This window comes from Streptomyces cyslabdanicus (assembly GCF_052663305.1).
Genome location: NZ_JBQRUW010000003.1, coordinates 191,514 through 203,384, shown reverse-complemented (window position 1 = coordinate 203,384; position 11,871 = coordinate 191,514). Strand labels below are relative to the sequence as shown.

The 11,871-nt window shown below is 73.5% G+C and carries 9 protein-coding genes and 1 tRNA gene; 6 read left to right on the top strand and 4 right to left on the bottom strand.

From position 1 onward, the window contains the following. The first annotated feature begins 435 nt into the window (after window positions 1–435). From ACTYVM_RS03145 to ACTYVM_RS03135, 3 genes are all read left to right on the top strand, one after another. Window positions 436–810 (top strand): DUF8844 domain-containing protein, encoded by a 375-nt coding sequence (locus ACTYVM_RS03145; RefSeq protein ID WP_445524411.1) that lies wholly within the window; start codon window positions 436–438, stop codon window positions 808–810. Window positions 811–975: 165 nt separating this feature from the next. After that, window positions 976–1,629 (top strand): bifunctional DNA primase/polymerase, encoded by a 654-nt coding sequence (locus ACTYVM_RS03140; protein ID WP_445524410.1) that lies wholly within the window; start codon window positions 976–978, stop codon window positions 1,627–1,629. Beyond that, window positions 1,620–1,693 (top strand) — tRNA-Lys (locus ACTYVM_RS03135). Before ACTYVM_RS03140 ends, ACTYVM_RS03135 begins: the two co-directional genes overlap by 10 nt. A 147-nt stretch (window positions 1,694–1,840) precedes the next feature. Here the strand turns inward: ACTYVM_RS03135 and ACTYVM_RS03130 are convergent. After that, window positions 1,841–3,163: a M6 family metalloprotease domain-containing protein gene (locus ACTYVM_RS03130; RefSeq protein WP_445524409.1), complete on the bottom strand. Its 1,323-nt coding sequence runs from the start codon at window positions 3,161–3,163 to the stop codon at window positions 1,841–1,843. 443 nt (window positions 3,164–3,606) lie between these two features. On the opposite strand from ACTYVM_RS03130, the gene ACTYVM_RS03125 reads away from it, so the two are divergent. Further along, a complete protein-coding gene (locus ACTYVM_RS03125; RefSeq protein ID WP_445524408.1) occupies window positions 3,607–5,736 on the top strand; it encodes a putative bifunctional diguanylate cyclase/phosphodiesterase in 2,130 nt (709 codons plus the stop codon). Window positions 5,737–5,742: 6 nt separating this feature from the next. Here ACTYVM_RS03125 and ACTYVM_RS03120 read toward each other — a convergent pair whose 3' ends face one another. The 3 genes from ACTYVM_RS03120 to ACTYVM_RS03110 all read right to left on the bottom strand — a co-directional run bounded on the left by ACTYVM_RS03120 (window position 5,743) and on the right by ACTYVM_RS03110 (window position 9,096). Beyond that, window positions 5,743–6,843 (bottom strand): LLM class flavin-dependent oxidoreductase, encoded by a 1,101-nt coding sequence (locus tag ACTYVM_RS03120; protein WP_445524407.1) that lies wholly within the window; start codon window positions 6,841–6,843, stop codon window positions 5,743–5,745. Between the two features lie 180 nt (window positions 6,844–7,023). Continuing rightward, window positions 7,024–8,178: a glutathione-independent formaldehyde dehydrogenase gene (locus ACTYVM_RS03115; protein WP_445524482.1), complete on the bottom strand. Its 1,155-nt coding sequence runs from the start codon at window positions 8,176–8,178 to the stop codon at window positions 7,024–7,026. 186 nt (window positions 8,179–8,364) lie between these two features. After that, window positions 8,365–9,096: a maleate cis-trans isomerase family protein gene (locus ACTYVM_RS03110; protein ID WP_445524406.1), complete on the bottom strand. Its 732-nt coding sequence runs from the start codon at window positions 9,094–9,096 to the stop codon at window positions 8,365–8,367. Between the two features lie 378 nt (window positions 9,097–9,474). Between ACTYVM_RS03110 and ACTYVM_RS03105 the strand changes: the two genes are divergently transcribed. After that, the gene (locus ACTYVM_RS03105) at window positions 9,475–10,431 is read left to right on the top strand and encodes a D-2-hydroxyacid dehydrogenase (protein WP_445524405.1); all 957 of its coding nucleotides are present in this window, start codon (window positions 9,475–9,477) and stop codon (window positions 10,429–10,431) included. Between the two features lie 18 nt (window positions 10,432–10,449). Continuing rightward, window positions 10,450–11,853: an amidase gene (locus ACTYVM_RS03100; protein WP_445524404.1), complete on the top strand. Its 1,404-nt coding sequence runs from the start codon at window positions 10,450–10,452 to the stop codon at window positions 11,851–11,853. The last annotated feature ends 18 nt before the right edge of the window (window positions 11,854–11,871 follow it).

Sequence of the window (11,871 nt, the reverse complement as noted above, 5' to 3'; positions counted from 1 at the left end):
GCCCAGGCAGGCGATCAGCACGACGCCGCCCCTCCGCCGGACGGAGTCCGGCACGCCGCCGAAGGCGGCCGATGGCTACAGCCCCGGACGGCTGGGAAGCCAACCACGCGGTCCTGACCCACCTGCGGGAACACCGGGTGGCCTGGCGGCCGTGACCACCCCTCCGGCACCCGCCCCGGCAGGCGATCAGCACGACGCCGCCCCTCCGCCGGACGGAGTCCGGCACGCCGCCGAAGGCGGCCGACGGTTACAGCCCCGGACGGCTGGGAAGCCAACCACGCGGTCCTGACCCACCTGCGGGAACACCGGGTGGCCTGGCGGCCGTAAGGAGTTGACGGGTGGGCCAGGGGCCCGCCCCCTTGCGTTCGCGGGAGACAATGAAGGGTGGCCCTTTCACAGGGCGGTGTCATCCGAACCGTACGAGGAGGTCCAGACATGGCGGAGCCAACGCCGCGTCGTGACGAACCGCGGCTACGCCCCGCGCCCCTGCTCTTCGAGCCCGCCGAGGCGGCCGCCGACCCCGAGCACTTCTTCGACCTGGAGTCGATCGACGATCCGCGGGCGCTGCTCGCACGGGCGACGGAGCTGACGCTCGCGTTCCGCGCGGCGGCCGACCGGGCGGTGGAGTTCCAGGCGATCGCGGCGGCGCAGCTCGCCGACCCGCGGCGGCTCGACCGGCTGACCGCGGCGGCCATCGCCGAGCGGGCGGACTGGACCGAGGACTACGCCAAGAAGATGGTGGAGTTCGGGCGGGATCTGCTCAGCGGAGCCGAGGGCGGCGTGCACGCCAACCCGGCCGACCCCGTCTGATCCCCCGATCCCCTCCCCTGATCCCCGATCCCGTCCTCCACGCTTCCCGCTTCCCCCGGCTCTGGCATATGCCGAGCGCGCAAGATACCCCGATCCGCACCTTGCCGTCCCGGTTTCCCGCAACCCTGTGGAATCACCTGCTCACAGCAGGTAGATATATCCGTCATGAGCCGCACCGGGAACGAACCCTTCGTCGCCCACCTCGACCCGTGGGCAGCACGGCGCTCCAACGCCTCGGGCGTCACCGCGGACGGCGCCGCCTGGCTGGCCTCGGCGGGCGCGTATGCCCGCAGCACGCTCGCCCTCTGGCGGGAACGGCCGGACGCGCCGGTCGTCCTGCCCTGCGGCACCGCCTTCGACGTCGTGAACGTGCCCGCGATCTTCGGCCGCCGGATGCTGGACCGACTGTGGGACGAGGGCCCGGGGTCGGGCCCGGTCGCCGTCCACCGGGGCCGGATGCTGCTCTTCGCCGCGCCGGGCACCGCGCACCGGCTGCCCTCGCTGCTGGAGTGGGAGGAGTGGGGGTCCCGGGGCCGGGAGGCCGGCCGCGGGGAGGGCATCCCGCCCCTGCTGTGCCACGGCAACGGCGACGCGGTGACCCTCCCCGCCCTGTCCGGCGACGCCTTGTCCGACGACACCCTCGCCGCACGGCCGGCCTCCCGCTGGCTCGTCGCCCCGGACACCTGTCGCCCCTGGCTGCCGGGCCCGGAGATCATGCTCTGGGCGGCGGTGCGGGCCGCCCGCGCGGCGGTGCGGATATCGATTTTTCCTCCCAGCGACCAGGATGCTAAGGTCTACGACGTCAGCAGGCGCCGCTAGCTCAGTTGGTTAGAGCAGCTGACTCTTAATCAGCGGGTCCGGGGTTCGAGTCCCTGGCGGCGCACGACGACGATGGCGGGACAGGGTCGCGGACAGCGAACCGGTCTCGCCATCGCTGTGTCGTCTTCACCATGTCGTTTTCACCACGTCGTTTTCACCGTGCCGTCATCGCCGCGTGTGCGACAGATGCGCCCCATGTGCACGCCAGGCGTCACACCGAGCTGATCTTGACGGTGTACGCACCGGACGCCGTACGGTTCTCCACCTCCACCCGGACCCCGTCGCCCGGCACGGTGAAGCTCTCCCCCACGTCGATCGGGGCGTCGGCGAGCGCGGGCTGGACCGAGGTCTCCTCGCAGGCCCCGGTGTGCGGATGGGCGTCGACCACCTCGATCGGGCCGCCACCGGACTCCGCCCCGCTGCGCACCCGGTACACCAGCACCCCCTGCCGGCACCCGCCCACGTCGTTGCCCACCGACGCCCGCGCCTCGATGGCCAGCACACTGTCGCTCCCGGTGCGCACCACCACCAGCTTCGTTCCGCTGCCGAGCCCGAACAGCGGCGATCCGGCGGCGGACGTCCCCGAAGAGCCCGCGTTCGCCGGACCCACCTCCACCGGCTCCAGGGTCACCCGGGTCGGCCCCCTTCCCCACACGCAGGTCACCTGGCGGGGGTCCAGCCACCCGAGCTTCCACTTGTGCCAGGCGAACAGGTCGGGCGAAAGACCGAACTGGCTGCCCATCAGATCCCAGTCCCCGACGTAGGTGTCCCAGTCACCCTTGCCGTCCGCGGGCCGGTGGTACAGGTCGGGCAGGTCGAAGACGTGCCCCGACTCGTGGGCGAGCACCAGCCGGTCCGGCGGATGCCGTTCGAAGACGGTCACCACCTGCCGGAACTCCTTGCCGTCGGCTCGCAGCGGAGTGTCCAGGTTGACCACCTTCGTCGCGTCCGAGTCGACGCCGGGCGCGTCCGGGTCGGCGACGAAGTAGACGATGTCGTAGCGCGAGAAGTCGACCTGGGGGTCGGCCACGGCGAGCGCGTCCCGCAGATACGCGGTGCGGTCCTGGGCGTTCCAGTCCCGGCGCACGGCATACGCGGTGGACGGGCGCGGCATCCGGAGCCAGCGCCGCAGCGGGTGGGCGCGCAGGGTGAACCTGCCGTAGGACGCCTGTTCGTAGTACCGGCTGGTGGCCGGGAAGTGGTCGGCGGCGAGTTCGGCCGGGGTGGTGCGCGGGGCGGAGTCCGGGAACGACAGGAACACCATGACGGCGTCCCGCGTACCGACCGGCTGTACGTAGGAGGGGTTCCAGGTGTCCAGCCCTTCCGAGTGGTGGGCGTCCGTGCGTTGCAGGGCGCAGGGCGCGGTGGAGAACGGCCCGGCGGCCGACGCCCCGCCCAGGATCGAGGTGGCGGCGACCGCCGACATGGTGGTGAACACGGCTGTGGTGCTCCGCAGCCGGGGACGCGCCCCGGCCCGGTTCAGCGCCCCGAGGACGCCACGGCCGAGCGCCTTCGGGGGCAGCTGACACGGCACGGGGACCTCCGGGGCGGTTCGCGGGACACCGAACCCAGCCTGTGCGAGTTTGGAGGGGTACGCCCTGTTTGTCTGCACCGGAAGGGTGAGGGACGCGAGTTCACGGCAGGACGGCCCGGCGCGGGACCGGGGGGAACGACACCCCCGAGCTGCTCACGGAACGTCACAAACGGTCAGCGATAAAAGGAACCGATGCGGGTGTGATCGGAAGCGATCCGGGCGAGCGGCCGGTCGCCGCGCGGGAGCGGCGCGCGGCTGGAAGGGGTTCGCCGACGGCATCTATGATCGACACACTTTCCCTGCACTTTCCTGCGCGGACACGGGCCGGGCCGCCGTCCTCCAGCCGGCCGGCCACCCCGACCAGACCGATAAGAAGACCGAGTGCACTGTGGGAGCGAGCGGTGAGCGGAACGTCCGAAGGGCCGACGCCCGCGGCAGCCTTCATGCGACCTACTGTCACGGAGAGTGACGCGACCGGGGCTCCGGGTGCGGACCCGGTCGCGGCCGCCGCCGCCGAGCGGGCCGTCGCCCCGGCCGCGGCCGCGCCCTGCGGCACCGGTCCCGCCGGGTTCCTCCCCGTCCACGGCCTCACTCCGATGGCGCAACCGGCTGCCGCCGCCCACCGATTCACCGTCCTGGCCGAATCAGCGCCCGCGGTCGTGGACCTGCTCGGGTCCGCACCGCCACCGGTCCGCACCACCCCGGAACCCATCCCGGAGTCAGCGCCGGAGCCGGCCCCGGAATCCGTCCTTGAACCGGCCCCGGTCTCCGCCCTGGAACCGGTCACGCGCCTCTCCCCCCTGAGCGCCGCCCCGCACGCCGCCCCGGAATCCGGCCCGGCCACCGGGGCGGAGCGCCCCTTCCGGTCCGCCTTCCGCGCGGCGCCGCTGGCGATGGCCGTCGTCGACCACGAGGGCCTGGTCATCAGCGCCAACGAGACCTTCGGCGCGCTCTTCGGCGCCGGCCCCGACGAACTGGCCGGGCAGCCCGCCGCCGATCTGGTGGACCTGGCCTCCGACACCCGCACCCGGCACGCCTACGCCGAGGTGCTGCGCGGCCGGCAGGCCCGGCTGCGCTGCGCCCGCCGGCTCAAGCACCCCGACGGCCACCCGCTGTGGGTCCAGGTCACGGTCGCGCCCCTGACCCCCGGTTCCCCGGGCGTGCTGCTGTCCGTGGCCGACATCAGCGCCCGGCGCGAACTCCAGGCCCGGCTGCGGCACGTGAAGAGCCACGACCCGGTGACCCGGCTGCCCAACCGCACCCTGTTCTTCGAGCGCCTGTCGGCCGCGCTGGAGTCGGAGTCGTACGAGCGCGGCGGGAGCGGCCGGGTCGGCCTGTGCTACCTGGACCTCGACGGCTTCAAGGCGGTCAACGACACCCTCGGCCACCGCGTCGGCGACCGGCTGCTCGCCGCGGTGGCGGAACGGCTGACCCGGTGCGCGGACGAGGCCGGCCACGGCCGGACGAGCACACCGCTGGTGGCCAGGCTCGGCGGCGACGAGTTCGCGCTGCTCGTCGAGGACTCGACCGGCACCGAGCAGGTCGCGGAGCTGGCCGAGTCGGTGCTCTCGGCGCTCCAGGAGCCCTTCGAGGTCGCCGGCCGGCGCCTGTCGGTGTCGGCGTCCATCGGCGTGGTCGAGCGGCACGCGGCCGGTTCGTCGGCCACCGCGCTGATGCAGGCCGCCGACACGACGCTGTACTGGGCGAAGGCGGACGGCAGGGCCCGCTGGACCCTGTTCGACCCGGAGCGCAACGCGCACCGCATGACCCGTCAGGCCCTGGTCTCCACGCTGCGCGCGGCCGTCGAACGCGGCGAGTTCTCCCTGGAGTACCAGCCGCTGGTCGGCATGGAGGACGGACGGCTGCGCGGGGTCGAGGCCCTCGTCCGCTGGCGCCACCCGCAGTTCGGCACGCTCACGCCGAATCGGTTCATCGCGCTGGCGGAGGAGGACGGCTCGATCGTGCCGCTGGGCCGCTGGATCCTGGCCACCGCCTGCGGCCAGGCCCGCCGCTGGCAGCTGGACCATCCGGACGAGCCGCCGATCTTCGTCAGCGTCAACGTGGCCGTCCGCCAGGTGTGGGACTCCGACCTGGTCGCGGACGTGGCCGAGGTACTCGCCGAGACCGGTCTCGCGCCGCACCTGCTCCAGCTGGAGCTGACCGAGTCGGCCGTGATGGGCTCGGCCGGCCGGCCGCTGGAGGCGCTGCGGTCCCTGAACGACATGGGCGTGCACATCGCCATCGACGACTTCGGCACCGGGTACTCCAACCTCGCCTACCTCAGCCGCCTGCCGGTGTCGGCGCTGAAGCTGGACGGCTCCTTCGTACGGGGGTTCCAGCACGAGGAGCCGGAGGGCGCGGCGAGCCGGCCGAGCCCCGCGGACGAGGTCATCGTCGAGGCGATGATCCAGCTCGCCCACCGGCTGGGGCTGACCGTCACGGCGGAGTGCGTGGAGACGTCCGACCAGGCGAGCAGGCTGCGCCGGATCGGCTGCGACACCGGACAGGGGTGGCTGTACTCCCGCCCGGTGCCGCCCGACCGCATCTCCGAGCTGCTGGGCGACCGGGCCTGAGGCTGCTCAGGCGGCCGGCAGTCCGTAGGCGTCCGCGACGAGTTCGTAGCTGCGCAGGCGCACGGCGCCGCTGTGCGCGTTGCTCGTGATCATCAACTCGTCGGCGCCGGTGCGCTTGTGCAGGTCGTCGAGGCCGGAGCGGACCTCGTCGGGGGTGCCGTGGACGACGTTGGCGTTCCAGGACTCGACGAACTCCCGCTCCATCGAGCTGAACGCGTACGCCTCCGCCTCCTCGGGGGTGGGCACGAGGCCGGGGCGGCCGGTGCGCAGCCGGACCATGTTCAGGGCGGCGGCCAGCACCTGGCGGCGTGCCTCGCGCTCGTCCTCGGTGGCGAGGGCCGCGACGCCGATGAGGGCGTACGGGGTGTCGAGCACCGCGCTGGGACGGAACGACTCGCGGTAGAGGTCGAGGGCCGGGACGGTGTTCTGCGCGGAGAAGTGGTGGGCGAAGGCGAACGGCAGGCCGAGGGTGCCGGCCAGGCGGGCGCTGAAGCCGGAGGAGCCGAGCAGCCAGACCGGCGGGCGGTGCCGGGACTGTACGCCACCCGGAGAGGTGGCCTGGACCGGGCCGGGCACGGCGTGGATACGGCGGTAGGGGTGGCCGTCGGGGAAGTCGTCGTCGAGGAAGCGGATCAGCTCGGCGAGCTGCTGGGGGAAGTCGTCGGCGCCCTGGTCGAGACGTTCGGCGCGGCGCAGGGCGGCGGCGGTGGCGCCGTCCGTGCCGGGGGCGCGGCCAAGGCCCAGGTCGACACGGCCCGGGGCCATGGCCTCCAGGGTGCCGAACTGCTCCGCGATGACCAGCGGGGCGTGGTTGGGCAGCATGACGCCGCCGGAGCCGAGGCGGATCCGGTCGGTGTGGGCGGCGAGGTGGGCGAGGATCACCGCAGGTGAGGAGGAGGCGACGCCCGGCATCGAGTGGTGCTCGGCGACCCAGTAGCGGTGGTAGCCGCGGCTCTCCGCGGTCCTCGACAGGGCGACGCTGGTGCGCAGCGCGTCGGTGGCGGTGTGCCCCGCGCCCACGGTCACCAGGTCCAGTACGGACAGGGGTACCGGGGCGGTCCCGTGTGCCGTGCCCCTGATCTCGTCTCCCGCCACGGGTGCCTCCATCTGGTTGACCGTTCACTTTCCTGACCGGGGTCAACAGGGCACCGCTGTCGTTTGTTCCTTCGTCCCTGCCCGCCCACCCGCCCGTCTCGCTTGCACGCGGAGGAACCGCCACGGGGCTCCGCCGCGGACCCCGACGGGTCCAGGGCGGAGGTTCCCTGTGACGGCTCCCTCAGTCCGCGTTCACGCCGCGAGCGCGTGTCCCGGGTGCAGGACCACCTTGGTGTAGCCCTCGATCCGCTTGTCGAACTTCTGGTACGCCTCGGGTGCCTGGTCCAGCGGCAGCTCGTGGGAGACCACGAAGCTGGGCTTGGCGCGCCCGGCCATGATCAGATCGCGTAGCTGGCGGTTGTACTGCTTCACGTTGCACTGGCCGGTACCCATCTGCTGCCCCTTCTCGAACATCTTGCCGATGGAGACCAGCAGCTGGCCGTGCTTGGCGTGCTCGTCGGGTCCGCCCGGGTCGGAGGGTACGTACAGCCCCGGTATGCCGAGCAGGCCGGTGGGCCGTACCGTCTCGACGAGCGTGTTGAGGACGACGGCGGGCTCCTCGTGGCTGACGTCCTTGTGCGACTGGGCCTGGTAGCCGACGGCGTCCACACCCTTGTCGGTGCCCTCGCCGTCCGTGTGCTCCATGATCTGCTCGGCCGGGTCGCCCCTGGTGAAGTCGATGGGGATGGCCCCGATCTCCTCCGCCTTGGCGAGCCGCTCGGGCACCCGGTCGACCGTGAACACCTTCGACGCGCCGCGCAGCAGGGCCGAGTAGGCGGCCATCAGGCCCACCGGTCCGGCGCCGAAGACGGCGACGGACTCACCGGGCGACACCTTGGCGAGTTCGCAGCCGTGGTAACCGGTCGGGAAGATGTCGGCGAGCAGCACGAAGTCGGTCTCGAACTCGTCGCCCGGCGGCAGCTTCAGGCAGTTGAAGTCGGCGAACGGCACGCGCAGCCGCTCGGCCTGGCCGCCGGTGTAGGGGCCCATCGCCACGTATCCGTAGGCGCCTCCGGCGAAGCCGGGGTTCACCGTCAGGCAGAACCCGGTCTTCCCGGCGAGGCAGTTCTTGCAGAACCCGCAGGCCACGTTGAACGGCATCACGACCCGGTCGCCCGGGGACAGCGACGTCACGCCGTCACCGATCTCCTCGACGATGCCGAGGTTCTCGTGGCCGAAGACGATGCCTGCCTCAGCGGCCGTGCGGCCCTCGTACATGTGCAGGTCGGACCCGCAGATCGCGGTGGACGTGACCCGTACGATCACATCGTTCGGGTGCTGGATCTGGGGATCGTCGACGTCCCTCACCATGACGTTGAAGGGCTTTTCGTAGACGACGGCTTTCACCTGGGTCACCTCCGCGTCGAACGCTGGACGACGGCGGCGACCACGGGTCGTTGCCGGGGGACACCCACTGCGAGGATGACACGGGAAGGCGGGGGCGTCGGTCCTCCCGGGCCCCGGGCGTTCTCGCTGCACCGCCGGACACTTCCAGCGTCCGCCCGTGCGACGGGGACCGCAACCGCGCCGGTGTCACACCTGGACGATCGGCTCCCGGGTGAACAGCGCACCCAGAGCGGGCGCGTTGACGCGGCGGTCGGCGAGCCGCAGCGCCTCCCAGACGCTCACCTGGTTCGCCGTGAGGACCGGCTTGCCGAGGTGCTTCTCCAGGGCGGGCAGGTGGGACGCCGTGTGCAGGGCGGTGGCGGGCAGCAGGACCGCGTCCGCCTCGGGGACGTCCGCCTCCCGCGCCAGGGCCAGGATCTCCGCCTCGCCCCAGGTGGCCACCTCGGCCGCGGTGACGATCCCGGCGCTGCGGGCGGCGGCCACCTCGATCCGCCCGGCGTGCAGGAAGTCCGTGAACAGGGCGGTGACGTCCTTGGGGTAGGTGGCCGCGACCGCGACCCGGCGGACGCCGAGCTCGGTTGCCGCGTGCACGAAGGCGAAGGAGGTGGAGGAGGCCGGCATGCCCGCCGTCCGGGCCAGCGCGCGGACCTGTTCGTGCGCGCCCTGCCAGCCGCGTACGAAGCTGCCGCCGGTGCACGCCCACACCACCGTCTCCGCGCCGGACAGCCGCAGCCCCTGCACGCCCCGCGCGAGCCGCTCGGGCGCGCCCGTCTCGTACAGCGCGTCGACCCGGTGCGCGTCCTCGCCGATGTCGGTGTGGACCAGGTCCACCCGGATGTCGCTGCCCAGGAGCTGCTCGATGCGCGGATAGTCGTCCTCTGCGGAGTGGCCCGGGTAGAGGAATCCGAGTGCGGTCATGGCCTGCCTTCCTGCTGTTCGTCGGACCGTACGGGCCGGGCGCCGCCGGCACCCGGTCGCGGCGCGGGCCGCGCGGGCGGCACACCGGCCGGCAGCGCCTGGTACGGCCCCACGGGCTCGGGTACCCAGCCGGCGCGGCGCGGCCCACATCGTGACCTGGTTGGCGGAGGTCACCGGGGTGCGCGGTTCCGCCTCCGCCACCGGACCCGCCTCACGTGGGGGGACGGGAGGGCGGTGCTGACGGCAGGTGAACGACACGGTGGGGCCACGGAGAGCAACCGTCCGTACGGGTGCCCGTGTTGACGAGGGGGGATTCGGGTGCGAGCGTGGTCCGTCCGTGCACGTCGGACGGCCGCCCCTTACGAGAAACGGCTCGCCATGAGTGTCCCCGTCCTTCTCGTCCTGCTCGTCCTGGACGCCGATCCGCCGCCGCGTCTGGGCCGGCTCACCGGCCGCGCCAGGATCGTGCGCACGGACGCGGCCGGGCTGGCCGCGCGGCTGCCCGGGGCGGATGTGCTGCTCGTGTGGGACTTCACCTCCACCGCGGTGCGGGAGGCCTGGCCGGGCGGGGGACCGCGGCCGCGCTGGGTGCACACGGCGAGCGCGGGCGTGGACCATCTGCTGTGTCCCGAGCTGGCGGCGTCCACCACGGTGGTGACCAACGCGCGGGGCGTGTTCGACGAGCCGATCGCCGAGTACGTCGCCGCGCTCGTCCTCGCCCTGGCCAAGGACCTGCCGCGGACCCTGGAGTTCCAGCGCGAGGGGCGGTGGCGGCACCGCGAGTCGCGGCGGCTGGCCGGTACGCGCGCGTGTGTCGTGGGCTCCGGGCCGATCGGCCGGGCGATCGCCCGCACGCTGGGCGCGCTGGGGGTGCGGGCGGCGGTCGTCGGCCGCGCCGCGCGCACCGGAGTGCACGGCCCAACGGACCTGGACCGGCTCGTCGCCCGCGCCGACTGGGTGATCGCGGCGGCCCCGCTGACCGAGGAGACCCGCGGCATGTTCGACGCCCGCCGGTTCGGCCTCATGCAGCCCTCTGCGTGCTTCGTCAACGTCGGCCGGGGGCAGCTCGTCGACGAGGAGGCGCTCGTCCGGGCGCTCACGGACGGCTGGATCGCGGGCGCCGCCCTGGACGTCTTCAGGGACGAACCCCTCACCCCCGACAGCCCGTTGTGGCGGGTGCCCGGTCTGGTCGTGTCCCCGCACATGAGCGGTGACACGGTCGGCTGGAGGGACGAGCTGGCGGCCCAGTTCGTCGATCTGTACGGCCGCTGGGAGGCGGGCGAGCCGCTGCCGAACGTCGTCGACAAACGGCGCGGGTACGTACCGGGACACTGACCCCTGTCTGGAGGCGCGATGACCGAGCTCACCGAGCTGACCGCGGGAGAACTGCTCGACGGCTACAGGAGGGGCGAGTTCAGCCCCGTGGAGGCCACCCGGGCGGCGCTGGAACGGGCCGAGCGGATCCAGCCGGAGGTGAACGCGTTCGTCCGGATCACCGCCGAGGACGCCCTGGCGCGGGCCCGGGAGTCGGAGGACCGGTGGCGGCGCGGAAGGCCCGCGGGACGGCTGGACGGTGTGCCGGTCACCGTCAAGGACATCCTGCTGCTGCGCGGCCACCCGACCCTGCGCGGTTCCAGGACCGTGTCGGAGGAGGGGCGTTGGGACGAGGACGCGCCCTCGGTGGCCCGGCTGCGCGAGCACGGCGCGGTCTTCCTCGGCAAGACCACGACGCCCGAGTTCGGCTGGAAGGGCGTCACGGACTCGCCGCTGACCGGCGTCACCCGCAACCCCCACGACCCGGCCCGCACCGCCGGCGGCTCCAGCGGTGGCAGCGCGGCGGCCGTGGCGCTCGGCGCGGGCCCGCTGTCCCTGGGCACGGACGGCGGCGGCAGTGTGCGCATCCCGGCCGCGCTGTGCGGGATCTTCGGGCTGAAGCCGACGTACGGCCGGGTCCCGCTGTATCCGCCGAGCGCCTTCGGCACGCTGTCGCACGTCGGTCCGATGGCCCGGGACGCGGCGGACGCGGCGCTGCTGCTCGACGTGATCGGGGTGCCCGACGCGCGGGACTGGTCGGCGCTGGGCCCGGCCCCCGGCTCGTTCACGGAGGGCCTGGCCGGCGGGGTGCGGGGGCTGCGGGTCGCCTACTCGCCGTCCCTGGGCGGCCAGGTGCCGGTGCGCCCGGCGGTCGCCACGGCGGTGCGCCGGGCGGTGGCGGGTCTTGCGGACCTCGGCGCGTACGTCACCGAGAGCGACCCGGACTTCGCCGACCCGGTGGACGCCTTCCACATCCTGTGGTTCAGCGGCGCGGCCCGTGCCGTCCAGCATCTGGGGCCCAGCCGACGGGAGTTGCTCGACCCCGGGCTGCGGGAGATCTGCGCGGCCGGCGCCCGGCTGTCGGCGCTCGACTACCTGGCCGCCGTGGACGTCCGCGCCCAACTCGGCCGCGTCATGGGCCACTTCCACGAGAGCTTCGACCTGCTGGTCACGCCGACCCTGCCGATCACGGCGTTCGAGGCGGGCGCGGAGGTGCCGAAGGGCTCGGGGCACCGGCGCTGGACCGGGTGGACCCCGTTCACGTACCCGTTCAACATGACCCAGCAGCCGGCGGCGTCCGTGCCGGTGGGCGGGGACGAGGACGGGCTGCCGGTCGGCCTCCAGATCGTGGCCGCGCGGCACCGCGACGACCTGGTGCTGCGGGCGGCCCACGCGCTGTACGAGGCGGGGGTGGCGACCCGGCTCACGCCCGCCGGAACGTGAGGATCTCCCCCGCCGCGC